The sequence below is a fragment of the Bartonella sp. SL317 genome, assembly GCF_059687655.1.
The window spans coordinates 2014681-2038554 of sequence record NZ_CM185144.1 but is presented as its reverse complement, the minus strand read 5'-3'; the positions used below and the strand labels follow the sequence as shown (position 1 = coordinate 2038554).

The window sequence follows — 23874 nt, the reverse complement described above, 5'->3', positions numbered from 1 at the left end:
ATGTGGTTGCCATGATGGGGCCGCGGGTTCACAGGTAAGTTTGCCATTTGGGAGCTTTGTGAATCAAATATAAATTATAGTCGCTCTAGAGGAGGGCAGTGTTATGCGTCAAGTAGACTTTTCACCATTTTATCGTTCTACAGTAGGTTTTGATCATCTTTTAAATTGGTTTGATTCAAGGACACAACCAGAAGAAATTTCTTCCTATCCCCCTTATAATATTGAACGTTTAACTGAAGATTCTTATAGAATTTCTATGGCTGTTGCTGGTTTTTCTCAAGATGAAATTGATATTGAAACGCATTGTAATCAGCTAATTGTTAAGGGAGATAGAAAGCCTGAGAAGAATGATGAAGAACGAGAATTTCTTTATCGCGGTATTGCTTCACGTGCTTTTGAACGGCGTTTTCATTTGGCTGACCATGTGAAGGTTATTGGAGCAGAACTTGGAGACGGGCTTCTTCATATTCAGCTTAGAAGAGAAACGCCTGCTGAATTAAAACCCAAAAAGATAACCGTACAGATGTCTCCACCCGCTACCAAAAATGATAGCAGCGACATTGTTGCGTAAAGCAAGGTTAGAGAATATCAGAACCGAATAATTATAAGTTTTTTAAAGAATAAAATAACGCGAGGCAAAAATCTCGCGTTTCTTGTGTTCTTATAAAAAAAGTTTTTCTCAAATTGATGATAAAAACATTATTGCACGATTCTACCTTGACTAAAAAAATCATATATGTGCAATTGAAATGAAAAATCCTAAATAAGCTTATATTTTATAGCGCTTTAAGAATGGTCGGAGCGGCGGGATTTGAACCCACGACCCCTTGACCCCCAGTCAAGTGCGCTACCAAGCTGCGCTACGCTCCGAGTTCGTGTAACGATTAAATGACTGTTTCTTTAAAGGCAAGAGAAAAAATAAACAGAATAAAATATAAAATGCTCTTAAGGCCTATAGCTTTTGAAAGTAAAAAAATTTTGCATATCAATATATTGTTATTTGTTCAAAATAAGCAATGAATCTGTAAAGCTTTTTGTTATCACTAAATCGTTAGCTATTATAGTTAATAGATCTATGATTTAACTCTTTTTGCAGATTATGAAGGGATAAGATTTGTAACTTTAGGGATATTGAAAAAGGAGGAGCAATAATTAAGTGCGGGAGATATATTTATTCACTCATAAAAAATAAATAGTTTCAAAAAGATAGAAGCGAATATATGATTGAAACATTTTCTTTTGTTTAGAGTTTTTATAGGAGAAGCATTTTGTGTTTTATGTGGACAAAAAATTATAAATTCTCTCTTGTACACTCAAGAATCTCATTTTAGGGGGATGCTTTTTTATGCCAATAAAAAGGTTAAGATGTTTTAATTTATGTCTTGTTGTTTTTTTTCTAAAGGACCAGATAGAATATGGTAGAGAAAAAATGTTTAAAGTATTCATTAAACCAAGAAAAGAGTAAACAATGAGCCGTTTTTCGGTAATAAATTTGACAGAAGCAGCTGTAAATCGTGTTAAAGCGATTATGGATACAAAAGATGCACGAGGTATTCTTATTGGGATCAAAAAAGGCGGTTGTGCAGGAATGGAATATACAATTACTCTCGTTAAAGAAGAGGGGATAGAGGCGGATGTGGTTGAAGTAAATGGTGCTCGTGTTTTTATAGCGCGTGATGCAGTATTGTTTTTATTAGGCACACAGATGGATTATGAAGTAACAACACTTCGTTCTGGTTTTGTTTTTAAAAATCCTAATCAAGTGTCAGCATGTGGCTGTGGCGAGTCGGTTGAACTTCGTCCTGCTACGCAGGAGCAATATAAAACAAATTGAATTTCGTGAAATTATCCAAGCTTAGGTAAATTATTATTGAGTGATTTTGGGTAACTTGTTCTTTTTGATAGAAAAAGTCTAATTTTTTATCATTCATTTTTAGCTTGATTCCAAAGTATTTCCATTTCGCTCAAGGATGCGTCCGTGAGTGCTTTAGATTGAGCGGATAGCTTTTCTTCAATATAAGCAAAACGTTTTCGAAATTTTATATTTGTTTTCTTTAATGCTTTTTGTGAATCAATTGCTAAGTGGCGTGCAAGATTAAGAAGGACAAAGTAAAGATCCCCAAACTCTTCTTCTATCTCTGAATTTTTTCTATTTTTGATGGCTTCTTTAAGTTCTTCAAGTTCTTCTTCTATTTTTGCAAAAACTTTATCACTTTCTTTCCAATCAAACCCCACTTGAGATGCTGCTTCTTGTAAAGAAAGAGCCTCTTGGTTTGCTGGCTGGATTTGTTTTACTTTTGCAAGAATGTTTGAATTGTTATTTTCTTCGCACAATTTTTTGTGTTCAGTCTGTTCTCTCTTTTTTATATATTCCCATTCTTCTTTTATAAACCCACGTTTTCTTTGCTCGGCATTTCCAAAAACGTGAGGATGGCGGCGAATCATTTTTTCTGTAATTGCATAAACAATATCTTCAAAGGTAAAGCTGCCTTCTTCTTGTGCAATGGTCGCATGATAGACAACCTGAAAAAGAAGATCTCCAAGTTCTTCACAGAGATCTCTTCGATTTTTTCGTTCAATGGCATCGATGACTTCGTAAACTTCTTCGAGCATATAGGGGATGAGGGATTCAAAAGTTTGTTTTTTATGCCAGACACAGCCACTATCGGGATTTCGTAAGGCTGTGATAATTGCGGTGAGATCTTTGATATCTTTTGAGGCTAACATTTGTCCTTCCTCTGTAAGCAATAGAGCTTATGTTAGATGTCCCAACGTCTGTGTAACCACGTCCATTGTCCAGGATATTCACGAACCCAAGCTTCAACAATATCATTTAATTTTTGCGTAGAAGCAGCGATATCAATATCATTTTTTTCATCACGTGGAAGTTCTACATGTTCATACAGCTCTAAACGATGACGCCCTCCAGGTAGACGAATACAGCGTGCTGGATAAATATCACAGTCATATTGTCGTGCAAGTTTTATAATTAAGGGATTAGTTTTAACGGGTCTATTAAAAAATGTTCCCATAATGCCGCGGCGAAATTTTTGATCAACGAGCATACCAACATTTTCACCTTCTGCTAATTTACCTGCTAATGCCCACGCTGCACCAGCTTTTGAGGGAACAAGATGTCCCATAGAAGTTTGTCGTGCTTTAAGGACTCGTTTGGCAACATAAGGGTTATTGGGTGGCCTAAATAATACTGTAACATTCAGATCAAAACTTTGTGCACAAATGGGCAGAAGCTCAAAATTTCCAGTATGCGCTGTGAAAAAAATATGGGGCTTTTTTTCTTCTTTTAATCGCTTAAATATTTCAACGCCTTTAACTTCAATAAAACCAGGTTGGTCCGCATGGGGATCAAAATCAAAAATTTTATCAAGAAAAATATATTCGGCCAGAAAGCGTCCTATATTTTCCCACATTTCTATTGCAATTGCCTGAAGTTCTTGCTCTGTTTTTTCTGGATATGCGCTCTCAAGGTTTGCAAGTGTAATTTGATGACGATGTACAAGGGGACCGATCTTTTTTGCCAACCAAGAAAAAAAGGAAATTCCCATTTTGGCTGGAAGGCATTTTAGAATAAATAAAGAACAAAAGAGCAGATATGCCCCTAATAAGTAGGATATTTTTTTAGCTATAACTTTAATACGATATAGGAGTTTTTTTAAAGAATGCTTCATCATGATTTAATCGATTTTGAGAATAATTTTACCAAAAACATCACGACTTTCCATTCGTTTTAAAGCTGTGTCAATTTCATCAAGCTCAACAATTGTATCAATGACAGGATGTACGATTTTTTGTGCCATTTTTTTCATGGCATTTTTCATATTTTCCATACGACAACCAAATGAACCAAATATCTTAAGCTGTTGTTGGAATAATTGCATGAGATTTAATTGGGCTGAAACACCAGAAGTAGAACCGCACGTCACTAAGCGTGCTCCTTTTTTCATACACAACAGAGAACCGTTCCATGTATCAACACCAACATGCTCAAAAACAACATCAACCCCTTTTTTTTGGGTTAGTTTGCGCACGACACCTTCAAAACGATCTTTACGATAATTAATCACATGATCTGCTCCAAGAGCGTGTGCTTTTTCAATTTTTTCATCTGAACCTACCGTCGTAATAACGGTGCATCCCATATGTTTTGCAAGTTGAATGGCTGCAGAGCCAATACCGGAACCACCAGCTTGTATTAGGATTGTTTCTCCTGCTTGTAGTTTTGCATTATCGAAAAGCATATGTTCTACGGTACCAAAAGTAATGGGAGCAACAGCGGCTTGCAATTCATCACATTGGGGAGGGGCTGGAACCAATAAACGTGCAGGTAAATTGACAAGCTCACAAGCAAATCCATCAAGATGAAAACCGTAGACTCCCTGTACATCAGTGCAAAGATTATCCCGTCCTTCATGACAGGCTTGGCAAACTCCGCAGGTTTTTGCACCATAAATTGAGACAATCTGTCCAACTTTGAGATGTTCAACATCATCCCCTATTTTTACAATCTCACCAGAGGCTTCTGCACCAATGATGAGAGGCATTTTTCTTTTGGCAAAGGCCATACCTCGCCATCCCCATACATCAATATGATTAAGAGCAACAGCTTTTATCCGCACTGTTACTTCACCTGATCCAGGTGAAGGGGGCGGGGAAATATTGGTGATTTCAAGTTGGCGTTCATTGAGCAATTGTAGTGCACGCATTATTATTTCCCTTCAATTGATAACTATCGCTATTGCTTCAGTATGATGAACTTTGGTCAGTTGGTGAAAAGACTAACCTTTATAAGCTGTGATAACAAGACTCGTATTTTGACCACCAAATCCAAATGAGTTTGATAAAACGGCATTGACATTGGCTTGACGGCTATGATGAGGAACGACGTCTAAAGGGATAGCAGGGTCAGGATTATCGTAATTTATTGTAGGGGGCAGTATCCCCGATTGAATGGTCAACAGCGAAAAAACAGCTTCTATGGCACCAGCAGCCGTTAAAGTATGTCCAATCATTGATTTATTAGAAGAAACTGGAATATGTTCTAGAATGTCACCGAAGACCGTCGATAACGCTAGATATTCCATTTTCTCATTTTCAGGTGTTGAGGTTCCATGGGCATTAATATAGCTAATTTCATGGGTGGCTATTTGTGCATCATCTAAGGCTTTGCGAATAGACTCAATGGCTGGTGAGGCATCCGGTTTTGAACGTGTACGGTGAAAATCATCGGCTGTTTCTCCACAGCCCGCTAAAATTCCTAAAATTGTAGCATTACGGTCTAATGCGCTTTGAAGTGATTCTAAAACAAGAGCACCGGAGCCTTCTGCCATAACAAATCCATCTCGATCACGACTGAAGGGTTTTGCTGCTTTTTCTGCAGGTTCATTTTGAGTGGAAAGAGCCGATAGTAATGAAAAGCGGATGAGAGATTCTGCTGAAACTGATCCATCTGTCGCAATGGTCAGAGCGCGATTTGTTTCTCCTCGTCGAATAGATTCAACGCCTAATTGAATTGCTGTTGCACCCGATGCACAAGCCGTGGAGAGTGTAACGGGAAGTCCTTTGGTGCCAAAGGTTTTTTGAAGTTTTTCGGCAATTGCACCAAATTGTGTGGTTTCAAAAAGTGCCTCATGGCGTTTATGCTTACAGATTTTAAGAAGATGTGCATAAGAAGGCTCATGATTGAATTTTTCCTCTTGATCAAGAGTAAAACGTGCTTTCCATTCAAGTTCAACAGGAGGTGCTGCTAAAAAAAGGGGGCCATTAAAGTTTGTTTTATCAAGTGCGGCTTGTTCTAAAGCTTCTTCAGCAGCAAGATGTGCAAGCTTTTCAGAAAGAGCCGAAGAACCAAGCGTACTTTCTTTAAGAAAATCAATTGTTCCAGCAATATATGTATTTAATCCCTCAATAGGAAAACGCGTTATTTTGTGAATGCCGCTTACACCGCTCGTTAATTTTTGCCAATTTTCATGTTTTCCTTTTCCCAATGATGTCACGACGCCGGCTCCCGTTATGGCGACAAGTGGACGTCCAAAATGATCATGATATTTCACGATAGAAATTTCCCTTCAAACAGCCGTAAGACGTACAACACCTTCAGCTCTTTTTATACCAATAGTTGTAACAAATATTTCATTTATTTTTTGAGAAAAAGGTTTTTCATGAGGACTTAACGCTGGAAAACAGTGTTTTTTTTCAATTGAAAGTGCAGCAAGAGCAAGTGCTAGAGGAAATTGTGCTTCTCGCATATAACCAAATAATGTTGTAATACCGCGGTAAGATAGACCAGCATCATCAAGAGCATTTTGTTCTGCTTTTGTAGCTTTATGAGCACCTGAGGCTCCCGAAATAGCTAGGGAATCTTCAGCGCCCACCGTTTTCAACATTGTCGCAATTGATTCTTTGAGCGGCACTTTTGTTCTATCTATTTGGTCTGTAATAATTTGGTTAATTTCAGCATAAGCACGTGCATTCCGTTTTTTTGCATGCTCTCCACTTTCAAGAACCAGAAAGACACCACCAGAACCGGTGATAATACCACCACCAGGGTGAATTTCACGATCCCACACCGGATTCCATCCATTATGAGTTAAAAGCCCCCCAAGCTCATGAGCCAATAACATATCATAACTTTGTGCATTATAGGAACTTCCTACAAGAGCATGAGTACTTTGTCCTGATTGAATACGGGCTACAGCAATTTGAAGTGCAGAAAGTCCACTGCCTTCTTCTCCCATAAAGGTGCGGGATGATCCAGTGACTTTATGAACTATTGAAATATTTCCTGCCAAAAGATTTGAAAGTTGTGCCAAAAATAATGTTGGACGAAGCTCGGTTGAAAGTGCGACATTCAACATAGAAGCATGATCGGTGACTGTGCGTGCTTTAGCAAGAATCTGTGTATCAACAGTAATATCACGTTCTCCTCCACTTGCAGCTACGATCATATCCATCGTTGACGTGAATTGTTCGTTATTTTTTATGCCAGCATCATCAAGAGCAAGACCAGCCGCATAGGTACCAAGACGTTGCCATGTCCCCATTTGCCGTTGATCACTCTTTTTGGGAATTTGTAAACTCCAATCAATGTTAGGCAATTGATGAACTGTGTAGGGTGAGAAAGTCGTACAATCTAGGTTTGGTTTACAGTTTGGATCATTTAAGAGTTTCCAATGTTGATCCGTTCCTTCCCCCAGAGAGCTTATGAGGCCTATACCCGTGATGAATACAGATTGATCATGCATGGTGAAAAAATTACTCCGCCTGTTTGAAGGCAACGAGAGCATCAATTTTTGCACAAAGGTTTTTAAGAACAAAATATTCTTCTGTGGCAACAGTCCCTTCATTGACTTCTTGCGTCCATTGTTCTAGGGGAACTTTTATTCCGAAAGCTTTATCAATAGCGAAAACAATATCAAGAAAATCAAGACTATCAATTCCTAGATCATCAATTGTGTGACTTTCAGGGGTGATTGTATTGCGATCAATTTCACTGATTTCCGCAATAATATCAGCAACTTTATCAAATGTGGAAGGCAATGTATGAATTCCTTATTATAGAGTTAGTCAATTAAAAATATATATAATACAGTTCTTCTAGCCTTTTTTCTCTTTAAAAAAAAGCCTTAACCAAAAATATGGCAGTCTTTTCTGGAGAGAAAAAAGCTTTATCATATGTGAAGTACTATACCTCAATATTTAAAAAAACTTGAAGTTTTATTGTATATTTATTTTACGAGTTTATTTTTTCTATTTGCTGCAAGAACGGCAAGGGCTGTCATATTAACAACGCCTCGTGAAGTTACTGAAGGCGTTAGAATATGAGCGGGACGTGCAGCCCCGATTAAGATGGGACCAACATGGAGTGCATTTGTGAGACTTTTAACAGTATTGAGCGTGATGTTGGCTGAATCAAGGGTTGGAAAGACAAGCAAATTCGCTTCACTTTTAAGACGAGAATCAGGAAAAACACGATCTCGAAAAACTTTGGAAAGGGCAGCATCACCATGCATTTCACCATCAGCTTCTAAATGAGGATGTAATTTGGCAAGAATTTCTGTTGCACGGCGCATTTTACGCGCACTTTCCGTGTTTTTAGAACCAAAGTTTGAGTGCGATAATAGGGCTGCTTTAGGTGTTATTCCGAATGCTTCAACTTCTTGAGCTGCCAATACAGTCATTTCAGCAATTTCTTCTGCAGAAGGATTTTCGTTGACATAAGTATCAGTGAGAAAAAGAGTACGCTGTTGAGAGATTAGCAAACTCATAGCAGAAAAACGGTGAACATGAGGATCAAGTCCGATAATTTGTTCAATCAATTCGAGTTGACGTTCAAAACGTCCTTCCAAGCCGCAAATCATTGCATCTGCTTCTTCACGCATGACGGCAAGGGCAGCAATAGCGGTTGTTGATGTTCTCACGATTGTTTTGGCCATTTCAGGTGTCACACCACGTCTTCCTGTATAATGAAAAAATAAATTAACATAATCACGAAAACGTGGATCATCTTCAGGGTTTGTTAATTCAAAGTCTATATTAGGGCGAATTTTCAAACCAAAGCGTTTTAATCTTGCTTCTACAACATGTGGACGGCCGATAAGAAGGGGCATTGCTGTTTGTTCTTCAATAACAACTTGCGCTGCACGAAGAACACGTTCATCTTCACCATTGGCATAGATGACGCGTTTACGTTTTGCTGTTTTTGCTGCAGCAAAAACAGGCTTCATTGTTAAACCAGAAAGAAAGACAAACCGATTGAGGACATCATGGTAGGCTTCCATATCTTCAATGGGACGAAGTGCGACACCCGTTGCCATTGCTGCTTTAGCAACAGCGGGAGCAATACGCAGTATTAAACGCGGATCAAAAGGAGAGGGGATCAGATAGTCTGGCCCAAAAATGGGTGGTTCTTTTGAGTATGCACGTGCAACAACATCTGAAGTTTCTTCACGAGCAAGGGCAGCAATCGCATGAACAGCAGCCATTTTCATTTCTTCATTAATGGCAGTCGCACCTACGTCTAGTGCACCGCGAAAGATATAGGGAAAACAAAGGACATTATTAACTTGATTGGGATAATCAGAGCGCCCTGTGCAGATCATTGCATCGGGTCTTATAGAATATGCTTCTTCGGGCATAATTTCTGGTACTGGATTAGCCAGTGCTAAAATGAGTGGATTTGGAGCCATTCTTTTAAGATATTCAGGCTTTAAAACACCACCCGCAGAGAGGCCTAAAAAAATATCCGCATCATCAATAATATCAGATAAAGTTCGTGCATCAGTTTTTTGTGCGTAATTGACTTTCCAACGATCCATAAGGGTTTGGCGGCCTTCATAAACTACGCCCTCTAAGTCGCTAAGCCAAATATTTTCAACTTTTGCACCAAGACGAACCAAAAGATTAAGACAAGCAAGGGCAGCAGCTCCTGCACCTGAGGTAACTATTTTGGCATTTTCAATCTTTTTTCCGGAAAGATTTAAGGCATTTAATACAGCTGCAGAAACAATAATGGCCGTTCCATGTTGGTCATCATGAAAAACGGGAATATTCATCTTAGCACGCAGCTTTTCTTCGACTTCAAAACATTCAGGAGCTTTAATATCTTCGAGATTAATACCACCAAATGTAGGCTCTAAAGCAGATATCGTTTGTACCATTTGCTCTATATCGAGTGCATCAATTTCAATATCAAAAACATCAATATTGGCAAATTTTTTAAATAAAACGGCTTTGCCTTCCATAACTGGCTTTGAAGCCAGTGGCCCAATGTTTCCTAAACCAAGAACAGCCGTTCCATTTGATATAACCGCGACTAAATTAGAACGAGATGTATATTGAGCAGAAAGATTGGGATCTTCATGAATTGCAAGACATGGTGCAGCAACGCCTGGGGAATAAGCAAGAGCTAAATCACGTTGATTATCAAGAGGTTTTGTTGCTTGTATTTCTAATTTTCCAGGTTTGGGGTGTTGGTGATAAAAAAGGGCGGCACTATCAAGTTCAGCTTTTGGTAAACTGAAGTTACTATTTCGTTCTCTAGACATTTTTATGATATCCAAGTTAGCATATGTTTATATGAGTGTTCCATTTACGATAAGGTTTTGTTTAATAACAGATCCCCATTTCTCTGAATATCAAAATACACGAGCATGAACAAACTGTTCCAGTATGAGAAAATTGTTCTGGAGCATAAAATAAGTTTCATATTTCTTTTCATTTGTGCGCATGAATCATTTCATGGGTAGCAGCACATCTACTTTTCTTTCCTTAATAAAACGCATCAAAATTTATGAGTCTAAAAACAAATAAAATATTCTACTAATGATTACATTACCAAGACATTATTTTTTTTGCAATGCTCACATAATAAAGAGAGTGTTTCTTACTCATTTTATGCGATTTTTATAAAATATATCTTTATATTTAGAGTTTTTAAACGTAGGTAGGAGAATTTTTCAATAATACTTTGAAAGTTATAACCTGTTTGTTTAGCTCTTTATGAAAAAATTGGAACGTTAAAAATGGAAGTCGTGTTGTTTATTGTTCTATTGAACTTTCAATCGTTTAGAGCTGTATTTTTTATATACGAACAAGTATGTATTTTAATAAAAAAAGATGTTGCTATAATAGCTGTCTTTGCGCATTTTATACCTGAGACTCATCTATTCCATATGATGTCCTATTTTATAACTGATAATAAAACATCTCATATGTGGAATAGAAAATTTGAATCCAATAAGATTCATTCAATTCCAATTTTCTTACTATAATAGAAAATATTTACTTGCATATTTCAAGTAAGAGTTATGATGAGAATGAAAAACTTTAAGAAAGAAATATTTCTTATGAGCTGTTTTAATAAAAAGCACAAAAAGTTGTGAGAATTAGCCAATAAAATAATGTTACCGATTTTTTCCTTTATAAAACTATGAAAAATAAATGATTTAAGGAAGGATAAACAAGTAGAAAATAGCTTTATAGTTTTTAGAATGATAGGCTATTTGATAAGTTATCATGCTCTCTTTAGAGTTATCGCTTAGGCTATCAAAGAAAACCACATGTCAATTATCAATCTTTGAAGTCAAAGCTCCAGTTAATCGCAAAGCGCTCTATGAGGAGCAATTAAGACAACCGGAGAGCGAGAAAGTGGAAAAACATTTTCTCCACTTTTCTTAAGAATAGCTTTTTTCTCTTCTTTTGTTGTCTATTGGATTCGCCCACTGGCATGAGCAAGCATGGTATAAACTTTTCCTGTATCTGAGATCAGGTATTTGCGAACTGAGTTGGATGAACCAGAACTGCGCGATATATCACGTAAGAGCTTTTCGAAATCCGCGACATATTGATTTACTGAACGTTTAAATTCAAAATCACTCATATATTTTTTCTGAATCATTTCAAATATTTTTTTTCCATTCGAAGTGTAAAGGCGCTCTGTTACAATGTTTTTTTGTCCACGTTGATAATGATCCCATAGTTCAACAATGGCATTGTGATTAATAGCTTGCAAAATACCCGATGCTAATGAGTTAAGAGAACTATTTTCAGGACGTGTTTTTGTTTGCACGGGTGTTAAAACAGTATCATTTGGATTTTCATCGTAAAATTCTTCTTCACGTGAAGCTCTTTCTAAGAGATTCGACACCCATTTATTGGGTCTTTTTTTGCTTTGATCTTGTTGCAAAACAGGTTTAGGGGGTATGATTTTTTTAATGGACTCAGAAGAACTCTCACTTCTTTTATTAAACATTGATGCTGTCGGAAATGCCGATATTAACTGTTCTTTTACGTCCTTTTGATCATTTTGTATAACACTGATGAGGTCTTTTAATGCTGTAATTTGTTCATTCAAAGCTGTGCGAATTGTTTGTGTTGTTTCTTTTGTTTTTTCTGGAAGCTTTTTAGCATTTTCATGAATATCATTATTAATCTTTGAAAATTCTAAACGAACTTCATCTGCGGAGCGACGTATATCTTCTGCTGCTCCTGAAAAACGTGTTGACGCTTCACTAATAAGCTTATTAAGGGATTTTTGGAATGAATCTGTGGCGTTACGCGCATTTTTATCAGAACGTTCAAGAGCTAAGTTGAAGATTTTTTCATAATGCTCAATCATTTGATTAATTTCATGAGACTTTGAAACAAGAGCATCACTTAATAAAGAAAGCGTATTATGTTTTTCTTTAAGTGTTGCATTCAATGAATTTTCAGACTGTTCAAGAACATGAATAGTTTGGGAAAGTGTTTTGGTATGTTCACCAAAATTATTTGTTATATGATTAATTTGTTCAAAGGTATTGTTTGAGAGTCCTTGCAGAATTTCAACATTATTATTGAGTGCTTGATTTGAGGCTGATAAACGTTCTGCTACTTGGTTTGTATTGCGGAAAAAATTGTTCGTAGTTTCATTAAACTGACCATCAATATTTTGAACGGCTGATAATAAAACATTACCATTTTCGTTGAAGTTATAAATTGATTGATTTAACTGCGTTAAGATGGATGAGACATTATTAACAAGTTCTTCCTTCATAGTCGTTACTGTTTGAAGTGTTTCAGAGTTCGCTTTGTTCAAGCTGTTCACTAAAGATTCATTATGGGCATAAATTCTTTGTTCAGCGTCTTGTGTGGAGAGAGAGAGCTGTTCACCAATATGCTGTGTTAAGTAATCAATTGATTCTGTTGTACTTTGCGCTGCTTGATTTAAGTGATCTGTCAGTTTTGTTATTTTTCCAACATGTTCTGAAATCTGTGTCGCTGTTTGATTTCTTGCATCTTCCAGACGGCTCGTTACATCAGAGAGCTGATGTCCTAAATTATTTTCAAGATTTTGCATAGAGTGGTGAAGAACGTTACAACGCTCATTAAGGATTTGCTCTATTGCTGTTGTTGATGTGTGAATTGTTTCATTTAATAATGCTTGTGCGTTATGACTGGCTGTTGCAAAAGCTTCGACAGTATGTGCTGTTTGTTCAGACAGAACAGACAGAACTTTTTCACTGGTATCATAAACTGTTTTTTTAACGTTTGAGACAATGCGATTGCCTGACTCTGAGAGAATATTTTCAGCTTGTGCGGTAACATTCGTAACAGATGAGAGAATTCGTTCACCCGTAGAAGAAAGAATATCAGAAGCTTTTATAATCTTATCATGCAGGTTATCTGTGACTATATTGACAGAATCTTCTAAGCTAACACGTATATCATTGACATTGCTTTCCAGCGCTTGTTGAATTATCTGACTTTGCTCATTATTCAGCATGAGAGACGTTTTTAACGTGTCAGAACGTTCCTCAATAACAGATGTTTGCATATCAATGGCTTCACAGACTTGGCTAAATTTTTCAGATAATGTTGCCTCTAGTGTTGTTGTCCGTTCAAAAATTTTGTGCGCACGATCTTCTAAATTTGTATCGAATAATTCCATACGCGTTTCAAAAGTTTCAAAGAAGATACCACTCGATTGAGAGAGAGTATTCTTTAAAATTTCAACGTGGCTCTCAAAGTTTTTAATATGATCTTGAACCGTTTCAGTAATGTTTTTATTATTGGCAACAATGGCGCTTTCAACTAAATCTATCTGTTGTTTCAATGCAACATCAACGCGGATATCACTTTTTGCGATAAGGTTATGGATTGTTTCCATGCGTTGCTCGAGAGTGCGTGCTTGATCGGCAAGAACCTCATTGAGAGAAAAACTATTAATTGCTAAAGAGTCACGCAGAGCATCGGCACGGATATCAATATTTTTCGCTTGTGTTTCTAAAGCATCTTGCGTTGTATTGCAGCTTTGTACAATGACTTCTTGTAGTTTATCTGTGCATTGAATAATATTTGCAATATGATTCTCAGCTTGTTTATCAACGACTTGAACATTATCAGTCAAAACTTTTTCAATACGAGAAGTATTTTGTGCCAAGACATCAATCTGATTTTTTAATGCATCAGTGATTTTATTCTTCTCATTATCGAGCATGTCTGCCATGATGGTTCGTTGATCAGAAAGTTGCAATTTAAAATCTTGCGAACGTTCTTTTATGATATCAACAATGGCATTATCGACATGTTGAATTTCTTCTCTTAAGTTTTCTTTACTTTTATCAATGGCAGAAAGAATAGTCTCACGTCCACTCGTAAATGCATGGGTAATGTCGGCTGTTTTTTCCTGGAGACTTTCATTTATTTTCAAGATATGAGCTTCCAAAAAATTACCAAGTTTTTCAGCATTATCTTCTAAAGCTTGACTCCGTTCTATGAAGGAATCAATGATGCTGTTACTGTGTTCTTTAAGAGAAAGATCAACAGTTGCTAAACGTTGTTCAAAGGCTCCAATTGCTTTTGAGGTTACGTTATCAAATTTAGAAGAAAGTTTATGTGCTTGATCGTCAAGCTTTAAGATTTTCTCATCAAAATTTTGTAGAGATTGATTATTGCGATCAATAAGAGCGTTATCTAGGACTTTAAACTTTTCGTCGACAGCATGCAACGTTTGATCGGTTACTGTTTGGATATGTGTTGCAATTTTAGCAGCATGCACTTCGGCTTTTTCTGCTGTTTCACTAAAGATTTTTTCTATTTGTTTCTCATTATAATCAAATTTCTTTGCAAAACCATCAAAGTTTTTTCCTAATTCATCGAAAAACTTTGTGTTTTTTTGCTGAATTTGTGTTGTTGTTTGGTTAAATTTTTCAACAAGCTGATTTGTTACACCATCACCGGCATAGGATAGTTTTTCAACAAGATCTTCACCTTGTTTTTGTAAAGTTTGAGAAAGGGTTTGTGCAAGCTTTTCAACATTGGTTACAATTTTAGAGGTAACCAAGCCAAATTCATCGCTCAGTTGTTTTTGGGTTCCTTTAATTGTTGATTGTACGCGATCGGCGTGATTCAAAATGGCTATGCGTTCATTACTCAACTCTTTAATGAGTGTATGAATGCGCGATTCATTTTCAGCATAAGCTTGTTCTAGGTTATGAACTTCACCTTGTATGATTGCTTCAAGTTCAACAGCACGTCCAAGGGTACGTTCAATGCCTTCGTTCATTGCCGCTACTTCTTCACGAATGGTTTGTCCTATAGCAATAGCTTGTTTTTCAGATAGATGTTGTGGTTCACTAAGACGTTGTGCAGCATTCGTCATAAGAAGAGCAATATTATGCAATTCGTTTGAACGTTTTGTTAATTGAGCAACGCCCCAAGATATAAGGATAGGAATCGCTGTTCCGGCTGCTACAGCGAGTCCTGTTGAGGATGTCATAAAAGTGCTGATATTGGATAAGGAGCTAAATGCTGTAGGGGCAAGTTTATGGGCAACAAAAGCTCCCCCCGCAGCCCATAAAGCACTAAGTGCTGTTGTATACCAATAGATTCGAGAGGAAGAACGTTGTTTTAAGGGCCCCAAACTTATAGGGGTTGTTATATCATCATTTGCAGGAAGAAGTTTTGTCGACAACAATGTATTGTGAACTGTTCCCCCTGAAATATCAGATGAAGGTTTTGGAGCAAAAAGCTGTTCAACAACGGATTTATCAATAACAGCGTCATCATGAATATTAGAGATGAAAGTTGAAGAACCGTTTTCAGCAAAATATTCTTCTTCTGCTATTGCAATTTTTTGAACCAAATCATCGACATCAACAATATTTTCAGAATTATTGGATGATATCGTTTCAAATCCCGTATCATTGAAATCAAAGCTCATCGCTTTTGTGAGGGCTTCTTCAACTTCAACTTCAAATGTTTGCAATTTGGTTCTGCGTGCCATACTCGCCTCGTACTCTTCCAGACGGAAATAAAGGGATACGTCCTCTTCCGTATAATTTCTGCATACTAGCTGTTAATTATTTAGAAAGGAATATGCTGAGGAAAAAAAATTGAAAACTTATCAAAATAAAGTTAACGCAGTATCTTAACCTCTGTTGAAAGGGTTATAAAATACAATAAAAACAATTCATTATTTTACACGAACAAAAACAAAAATACTGTTTACAACTTGTTTTTATCAAAAACTTTATCACCCTATCGTCTTTAAAGATAAGGACAATCTTGATGGCAGTTATTAATCTTAAAAACAGTGTGGTGAGAATGTTTCTATAAAATATCGATGATCGATAATACATGTTGTTGTCCACTTACTTCTATTGATTCTAAATGAAGGACATTCATTATCTCGTATATGTTTGGGATGTATAAAAATCTGTTTTTTAATTGTAAGCTCATAAAAAAGTAAACGTGGAAAAATTTTGAATTTAATGGTAGATTTTTGTAAGCTGTACTCTATTATTGTTGTGAGGGGCCTTTTTTTCTCTAATTTCAGTTGTTTGTTGCTAAAATTTGAGGCTTCTACATTGACAATTGGATATTTTTCAGTCGATATGCATGCACGAATATTTTATACAATCGAGATGAAGGTGTAATAATAATGGCAGAGCGATCACAACACCTGCAAGATGTGTTTTTAAATACGGTGCGTAAGCAAAAAATTTCCCTTACAATTTTTCTTGTTAATGGCGTGAAACTCACAGGTATTGTCACTTCATTTGATAATTTTTGTGTTCTTTTGCGCCGCGATGGACACGCGCAATTGGTTTATAAGCATGCTATTTCTACGATTATGCCTGGACAGCCTGTACAGATGTTTGAAGGAGAAAGTCCTGAGTAACCACATCACTTTACGATAAACTTCTTATCCCATTTATAAAGTATTTAGATTGCTATGATAAATGAAAATGAGAGATTAGAAGGGGTATTTTCACAAATTATAAAGCAGGTGCGTGCGCTTGTTTTGATACCGATTTTCCAAGAAAATAGAAATGAAAACTCTTTGAGAGAGCGTTCTCTTTCTTCTCGTGTTCAAGAGGCATTGGGGTTAGCACGTGCGATAAGGTTAGAAGTTGTTAATTATGAAACAATTAACATTGCAACGCCTCGTCCTGCAACCCTTTTTGGAAAAGGTAAAGCAAATGCGCTTGCCGATTATATCAATGAATATTCCATCGAGCTTGCCATTATAGATCACTTTTTAACGCCAGTACAGCAGCGTAATTTAGAAAAATTATGGAATTGTAAAGTTATTGATAGAACCGCTTTAATTCTTGAAATTTTTGGTGATCGTGCCCGAACAAAAGAAGGGGGGTTGCAAGTAGAGTTAGCGCATTTGTCCTATCAAAAAGGGCGCCTTGTGCGCAGTTGGACGCACTTGGAAAGACAACGGGGGGGACGTGGCTTCCTAGGTGGACCTGGTGAAACGCAAATTGAAGCGGACAGGCGCCTTTTACAAGAAAAGATTATTCGTATTCGTCGCGAATTGGCAACGGTTATTAAAACACGTGCGCTTCATAGAGCAAAAAGAAAAAAAACATCTTATCCTGTTGTTGCTTTGGTAGGATATACGAACACAGGAAAATCAACGCTTTTTAACCGTTTAAGTGGTGCAGATGTTTTGGCAAAGAATATGTTATTTGCAACGCTTGATCCGACTTTGCGCAAAGTTAATCTTCCCCATGGAAAAACTATTCTTTTATCTGATACGGTGGGTTTTATCTCTAACTTACCAACAAATTTAATTGCAGCGTTTAGAGCAACCCTTGAAGAAGTGGTTGAAGCGGATATCATTCTTCATATAAGAGATATGTCAGATCTTGATCATCGTGCTCATGCTGAAGATGTCTTAGAAGTGCTTTCAAGTCTTGATATCGATATTGATGATACAGAGCATATCATAGAAGTTTGGAATAAGATTGATGTGTTGGATGAAAAAGAATTGAATGTTTTACAAACGAGCGCAAAGACACGGTTAAATCCTGCCTTCATGGTATCTGCGCTTAAGGGAGAAGGACTCGATCAGCTATTAAGAGCCATTGAAAAGCGAATTTTTGGAGAGGTTCAACGCATTGAATATCTTTTAAAATCTCATGAAATGTCGCTTATTGATTGGTTTTATGAAAATTCTGCGGAAATAATGCAGGAAGGACATGATGATGGGTCTGTTACCATTAGAGCTGTTCTTACTTCTGAAGCAAAAAAGCAACTAGAGAACATCAAAAAAAATATGAATTAGTTTTTTTTAAGCTATTGTTGGACATCTTTGCTTAAGTTTTATGCTTTTCTTATTTCCAAATAATATCACAGCAAGTTAAGAGGATAGTTACTACTTTCTCTTAATAAAACAATATGAAGAAGTATTTTGCTGGTTAAAATAAAGATGAGTCTTAAATATAATAAAAGACTGTTTATATACACAGTATGGCGAAACATTGTGATTATTTTGCTGTTATTAATTCTGTGTATCTCTTTGATTTGGATGTATTATTTTATTCAGCCCCGTGGCTACCAAGCAACTTTAACATTCTCATTATCTGATTCTGTAGGAAAGCCACTCCCGATTGAAAAACAAGACAATATTATCGCCTTTTTATTTTCAAAGTCTCTATTCTTAGATGATTCGCATGTTTCTCTAAGGGATTCTTATTGGAAACAAAATCAAGGAAATATCCATTTATCCCGTCATGGTAACCTTATTGATCTTACTTTTGAAGCTGAAACACTTGAAGCTGCTCAACAGGGGGTGGAAACTTGGTTTTCCGCATTTTCACAAGCAGTCACGTCCCAAAAACAGTCTTTGTTAAATGAGAAGTTAGAAGACAAACAATATGATAATACTGCAATCGTTAATATTATGCAGGAATTTCGTGGATCGATCGATTCGTTTATTCAACATAGTGTAAAACAAACAGAGCTTCATGATCTTTCAATGCAATTAACGCAAGTAACTTTAAAGCGTATTCATTTAACAAGTTTGAATGCAACAATTAATATGATGCGTGAAAAGGGGCAATCTTTACTGTCTTTATCGTTTATTGCAAAAAATTCAGCAATTGTTGCTTTGGAAGCTAAACGTGATCTCTTGGAAACGCAAAGAGCCCATATGGCTGCGCAATTGGGGTGGACGCATCCTCAAATTAAGGCAATGACTGCAGAATTAGAGGCTATTTCTCAACAATTGAAAAATAAAATTTTACAGATCGTTTATCAAATTCATTCAGATGAGGCTATTACAACGGAATTGGAAAAACAGCTCAAAAAAAGAATGAGCTCTTTTGTCAAAGATCAATTCCAATCTTTAAGTCAAATATTTAATGAATTTGAAAATAAAATAAAAGCAGCAATTGATGCACAAAACAAAGCAATAACTAAGTCTGCTCAAGGGAAAGAAGAAGTCATTGATTCGAATGATGCTTCTCTTCTCTTGAAAAATACAAAGATCCAAGTGGTGATGCCAACAAAATTAGCACCAATTTCTTTTATATCTCTTTATGGAAAAAATATTCTTGTGAGTGCATTGGTGAGTTTCATTACTCTTTTTCTTGGAATAATGTTATTTTATCCGTGCTTTAGAAGAAAAAGAGAGCAACACTCAGAAGAGGATTTGAGATCAAAAGAAAATTCTCTTAAGAAGAATCAGAATATTTTAGTCTCTCAAGAAACAAAAAATCTTGAGGCTTTTATTACGATAGAAGGATTATCTGATGTCTTGAAATGGTGTGCTTCAACCGTTATTTCAATCATTGGATCAGAGGCAGCACGGACAGCGGCAAAGCTTTCACTTAATCTTGCAAAAGAGAACAAAACAATTTTATTGGTCGATATTTCTGGTCAACAAATAGAGAAAGTCATTGGTCCACATCGAGGACTGAGTGATATTTTAACAGGCAATGCCCAGTTTCATGATGTCATTTACCGTGATTATGATACGGGGGTTGATATTCTCCCTCAGGGGTTAACGAGCGCTGTTTCTGCACAAGATTTTTCAAATGATATTTCTCATATATTACAAGAATTTAAAAAAGAGTACGATTTTATCATTTTAGAGATGGCAAGCGAACCCCAATATGGGGTTGAGCAATTTGCAGAGCTAACAGACTATTATATTTGTAATACTGTTCTGAATAAACAGGATTGGATGATGCGGATGGTCAATTCCTTTCCAAAGACTGTTTATCGCATTATTACAGCATAAATTTAAAAAAAAGATACATATGTATCGTATATTATCGTGGTGTTCTTGTATTTTTCTAAGGTTATAGTAGATATTATCCTATAAAGGTTTAATGTTTAAACTTTTAAATGCATGTGCATTTGGAGAAAAGCGTGGGGCAATCATAGATGGCAGTAAAAAAATTTAACGAGAGCATTTTGACACCTGTGCAGAAGAAAAATCGAAAGCAAATTCAGGTGTGGCTTTATACTATTTTATTGCTTTGCTTGGCAATTGTTTTGGTAGGGGGCGCAACCCGTTTAACAGGATCAGGATTATCAATAACCGAATGGAAGCCAATTCATGGCATTATACCACCAATTGGTATTGAACAATGGCAAGAGGAATTTTTAAAATACCAACAGATAGCACAGTATAAACTGCTTAATCGCGATATGACTTTAAGTGCTTTTAAGGTTATTTTTTGGTGGGAATGGGCACATCGTGTTCTCGGACGTCTTGTTGGTCTTGTCGCTTTATTGGGACTGATTTGGTTTTGGGCGACAAAGCGTATTGAAAAAAATATTTTACTGCCGCTTATTGTCGTGCCAATTCTTATCGCTTTTCAAGGTTTTATCGGTTGGTGGATGGTTGCTTCAGGGATTGGACAAAGTAATTTAACAAGTGTGAGCCAATATCGTTTGGCATTTCATCTTATAACGGCATGTTTGGTTATTATTTTTGTTACTTATTTATCTCGAGGACTGGCAGAATATTCAGAAAAGCCTGCCAATAAAAGAGTGCAATATTTCGCGGCTTGGCTTGTTATTCTTGTCTTAATAGAGATTTATTTGGGGGCTTTGGTCGCAGGGCTTCATGCTGGAAAAGTTTATAATACATGGCCGCTTATGGATGGTCAGATTATTCCTGATGGATTGTTAGAACATCGCCCTATTTGGCTCAATTTATTCGAAAACTCTTTAACGGTTCAATTTGTGCATCGGTTTTTTGCTTATTTTTTATTTATTGTCTCGGTTTTTCATGCTTTCTATGTGCAAAAAAATATTCCGCATTCAACGCACTCGCGCCGGGCATTTCTTATTTGTATTATGATTATTATCCAAGCGCTTTTGGGAATCTTGACGCTGTTACATCATGTTCCAATAAGTTTGGGACTCATTCATCAAAGTATGGCATTAGCATTGTTATGTTTTGCGGTTGCGCACTGGCGAGCAACAAAAGGGGCCTATCGCGTTGCTGAATAAAAGTGTGTATCCAGATAGCGTTTAATTGCCTGAAAGCATTAAATCGAGGTTTTGGATAGCAGCAGCAGAGGCGCCTTTTCCTAAATTATCAAAGAGGGCACAGAGATTAAAAATTCCTTCGTGATCATTTCCAAATACGAATAGTTTCATACCATCTTTATTGGCAAAACATTCAGGATTTAGTCTTTGAAGAGAAGAGGTCTCTTCTTGTGATGCAACTGAAATGATATTTTGTCCATCGTAATGGTTTGTAAGAATTTCGCGCAGATCAGAACAATTTGCTGATTTTGTAAATAAATGACGGTGCAGTGGAAGATTCACAATCATGCCCTGAGGAAAACGACCAACACTGGGTATAAAAAGTGGCGTGTGGTTGATTTGTCCATGGAGTTTAATTTCTGGCACATGTTTGTGTTCAAGATTGAGTCCATAGATAAAATAACTTTCCGGAATATTTTCTTGAGATTGATTTTCCATTTCTGTGATCAATTGCTTTCCACCACCGGTATAGCCAGAGATTGCATGAATCGATATGGGATAATCGGCGTCTAGCAATCCTGCTTCGCGAAGGGGGCGAATCAAGCTAATGGCACCGGTCGGATAACAGCCAGGATTAGATACGTAATGGGCTGCTTGAATGCGTTTTTTTTGGCCTTTTGTCATTTCAGGAAAACCGTAGACCCAGTTTGGTGCGACACGGTGGGCTGTTGAGCTATCAATAACCCTAATGTTTTTATTCCTTTTAAGCCAATGAACCGTTTTACGTGCTGCATCATCTGGAAGACATAAAATAGCAATATCGGTTTGATTAAGATAGTCTTGCCGCAGATGAACATTATGACGGTCCTTATGAGCAAGAGAGAGTAATTCTAAATCTGTACGCTTTTCTAAGCGTTTTTGTATTTGTAGTCCGGTTGTGCCGTGTTCACCATCAATAAAAACTTTGGTTACCATTCTTTCTTGCCTTGATAAAATTTTTCTTAACTTATCTTAACGATATCCAGCTTTTCGTATTATTAATTATTCTAAATCATTATTAACTTAAATCATTGAATTTATTTATATTAAAGATATTTCATAAAAAGTATAAACAAATAAGAGTGTAAAAGAAGAAGTTTAACCTCATTTTTTTGTGGTTTCTGTCACGAAAAATAAGATAACAAATAAATATTTGTATCATTACTTAAATATTTGTATCATTATTTTTTAAGTGTAAGGGGGTTAAAATGTTTTGTTTACATGTTGTGCTGTGTTATCGTTTAGTGATTTTATCTTTTAATATTAGGAACACGTTTTATGACTCAGCAAGAAAATGACACACAAAAGCGCTTTTTTAATGATAATTTACAAACTGCTGATAGCGCAATTTTTGATGCCATTAGAGATGAATTTGGGCGTCAACAGCATGAGATTGAGCTGATTGCTTCAGAAAATATTGTTTCAAGAGCCGTTCTTGAAGCGCAAGGGTCAGTTTTAACCAATAAATATGCAGAAGGCTATCCAAGAAAGCGTTACTATGGCGGTTGTCAATTTGTTGATGTCGTTGAAGATTTAGCTATTGAAAGAGCCAAACAGCTTTTTGGGGCTGCTTTTGCTAATGTGCAGCCTAATTCTGGTAGTCAAATGAATCAAGCTGTCTTTTTGGCTTTACTTTATCCGGGTGATACATTTATGGGGCTGGATTTAAATGCTGGTGGTCATTTAACCCACGGTTCATCTGTCAACATGTCAGGAAAATGGTTTGACGTTGTTTCCTATGGTGTGCGTCAAGAAGATCAGATTATTGATATGGAGGAAGTTGAACGGCTTGCAAAAGAACGTAAACCCAAACTTATTATAGCTGGAGGCTCAGCTTATCCTCGATTCTGGGATTGGGAACGATTCCGTGAAATTGCAGATGAGATTGGTGCTTATCTCCTCGTTGATATGTCTCATGTTGCTGGTCTTGTTGCTGGGGGCGTGCATCCTTCACCTGTTCCCCATGCGCACATTGTAACGACAACAACACATAAATCGCTTCGAGGTCCTCGGGGTGGTTTGATCTTGACAAATGATGAGGCTTTATCCAAAAAAATTAATTCTGCTATTTTTCCTGGTCTTCAAGGGGGACCTTTGATGCATGTGATTGCGGCAAAGGCTGTTGCATTTGCGGAAGCTTTACGTCCTTCTTTCAAGAGTTACAGTGCCAATGTTGTTGCTAATGCGAAAACGTTAGCAAAAACATTACAGAGTAATGGTTTTGATATTGTTTCTGGGGGTACAGATAATCATTTATTGTTGGTTGATTTACGTTCGAAGAATCTAACAGGAAAACGTGCCGAATTGGCTTTAGGACGTGCTCATATTACCTGCAATAAAAATGGCATTCCTTTTGATCCTGAAACGCCATCTATTACATCGGGAATTCGTTTGGGATCACCTGCTGCTACAACACGTGGTTTCTTAGAAAAAGAATTTGTTCAAGTTGGTCATCTAATCGCAGAAGTTCTTGATGGTCTTCGGAATGTAACAAATGATGAAGATAATCATGCTGTTGAGATGTCTGTTAAGAAAAAGGTGGAAGAGATAACCAATCAATTTCCTCTTTACGCTTATCTTAGCGCACATTGAGGA

16 protein-coding genes and 1 tRNA gene are annotated in these 23874 nt (G+C 36.7%); 7 read left to right on the top strand and 10 right to left on the bottom strand.

Translation table 11 applies throughout. From position 1 onward, the window contains the following. Positions 1-103 precede the first annotated feature (103 nt). Complete coding sequence (locus AC6ER9_RS08575) at positions 104-571, top strand: Hsp20 family protein (RefSeq protein ID WP_497074301.1); 468 nt, start codon at positions 104-106, stop codon at positions 569-571. 222 nt (positions 572-793) lie between these two features. Here the strand turns inward: AC6ER9_RS08575 and AC6ER9_RS08570 are convergent. Beyond that, positions 794-870: transfer RNA gene (locus AC6ER9_RS08570), tRNA-Pro, on the bottom strand. A gap of 598 nt (positions 871-1468) precedes the next feature. Here AC6ER9_RS08570 and AC6ER9_RS08565 point away from each other — a divergent pair. Further along, positions 1469-1834, top strand: a complete 366-nt coding sequence (locus AC6ER9_RS08565; protein WP_497074300.1) for an iron-sulfur cluster assembly accessory protein — start codon at positions 1469-1471, stop codon at positions 1832-1834. 89 nt (positions 1835-1923) lie between these two features. Here the strand turns inward: AC6ER9_RS08565 and mazG are convergent, their stop codons facing one another. The 8 genes from mazG to AC6ER9_RS08525 all read right to left on the bottom strand — a co-directional run bounded on the left by mazG (position 1924) and on the right by AC6ER9_RS08525 (position 15784). Continuing rightward, the gene (mazG, locus tag AC6ER9_RS08560) at positions 1924-2727 is read right to left on the bottom strand and encodes a nucleoside triphosphate pyrophosphohydrolase (protein ID WP_497074299.1); all 804 of its coding nucleotides are present in this window, start codon (positions 2725-2727) and stop codon (positions 1924-1926) included. Between the two features lie 32 nt (positions 2728-2759). Further along, positions 2760-3689: a lipid A biosynthesis lauroyl acyltransferase gene (locus AC6ER9_RS08555; protein WP_497075341.1), complete on the bottom strand. Its 930-nt coding sequence runs from the start codon at positions 3687-3689 to the stop codon at positions 2760-2762. A gap of 6 nt (positions 3690-3695) precedes the next feature. After that, positions 3696-4724 carry a zinc-binding dehydrogenase gene (locus tag AC6ER9_RS08550; protein ID WP_497074298.1) on the bottom strand — a complete coding sequence of 343 codons (1029 nt, stop codon included), beginning with the start codon at positions 4722-4724 and terminating at the stop codon, positions 3696-3698. A 72-nt stretch (positions 4725-4796) separates the two neighbouring features. Then, on the bottom strand, positions 4797-6071 hold the full coding sequence (locus tag AC6ER9_RS08545) for a beta-ketoacyl-ACP synthase (protein WP_497074297.1): 1275 nt from the start codon (positions 6069-6071) through the stop codon (positions 4797-4799). 15 nt (positions 6072-6086) lie between these two features. Then, a complete protein-coding gene (locus AC6ER9_RS08540; protein ID WP_497074296.1) occupies positions 6087-7262 on the bottom strand; it encodes a beta-ketoacyl-ACP synthase in 1176 nt (391 codons plus the stop codon). A gap of 10 nt (positions 7263-7272) precedes the next feature. Further along, positions 7273-7557 carry an acyl carrier protein gene (locus AC6ER9_RS08535; RefSeq protein ID WP_497074295.1) on the bottom strand — a complete coding sequence of 95 codons (285 nt, stop codon included), beginning with the start codon at positions 7555-7557 and terminating at the stop codon, positions 7273-7275. A gap of 188 nt (positions 7558-7745) precedes the next feature. Beyond that, a complete protein-coding gene (locus AC6ER9_RS08530; protein WP_497074294.1) occupies positions 7746-10064 on the bottom strand; it encodes an NADP-dependent malic enzyme in 2319 nt (772 codons plus the stop codon). A 1160-nt stretch (positions 10065-11224) separates the two neighbouring features. Next, positions 11225-15784 (bottom strand): hypothetical protein, encoded by a 4560-nt coding sequence (locus tag AC6ER9_RS08525; protein WP_497074293.1) that lies wholly within the window; start codon positions 15782-15784, stop codon positions 11225-11227. 657 nt (positions 15785-16441) lie between these two features. On the opposite strand from AC6ER9_RS08525, the gene hfq reads away from it, so the two are divergent. From hfq to AC6ER9_RS08505, 4 genes are all read left to right on the top strand, one after another. Next, complete coding sequence (gene hfq / locus AC6ER9_RS08520) at positions 16442-16681, top strand: RNA chaperone Hfq (RefSeq protein WP_005773461.1); 240 nt, start codon at positions 16442-16444, stop codon at positions 16679-16681. A 54-nt stretch (positions 16682-16735) separates the two neighbouring features. Then, positions 16736-18079 carry a GTPase HflX gene (gene hflX / locus AC6ER9_RS08515; RefSeq protein ID WP_497074291.1) on the top strand — a complete coding sequence of 448 codons (1344 nt, stop codon included), beginning with the start codon at positions 16736-16738 and terminating at the stop codon, positions 18077-18079. 144 nt (positions 18080-18223) lie between these two features. Beyond that, positions 18224-20038, top strand: a complete 1815-nt coding sequence (locus AC6ER9_RS08510; protein WP_497074290.1) for a GumC domain-containing protein — start codon at positions 18224-18226, stop codon at positions 20036-20038. 146 nt (positions 20039-20184) lie between these two features. Further along, positions 20185-21261: a COX15/CtaA family protein gene (locus AC6ER9_RS08505; protein WP_497074289.1), complete on the top strand. Its 1077-nt coding sequence runs from the start codon at positions 20185-20187 to the stop codon at positions 21259-21261. 21 nt (positions 21262-21282) lie between these two features. On the opposite strand, the gene argC is transcribed toward AC6ER9_RS08505, so the two are convergent. Next, positions 21283-22215, bottom strand: a complete 933-nt coding sequence (gene argC, locus AC6ER9_RS08500; protein WP_497074288.1) for an N-acetyl-gamma-glutamyl-phosphate reductase — start codon at positions 22213-22215, stop codon at positions 21283-21285. A gap of 342 nt (positions 22216-22557) precedes the next feature. Here argC and glyA point away from each other — a divergent pair, with 342 nt between their 5' ends. Continuing rightward, complete coding sequence (glyA, locus tag AC6ER9_RS08495) at positions 22558-23871, top strand: serine hydroxymethyltransferase (RefSeq protein WP_497074287.1); 1314 nt, start codon at positions 22558-22560, stop codon at positions 23869-23871. Positions 23872-23874 lie beyond the last annotated feature (3 nt).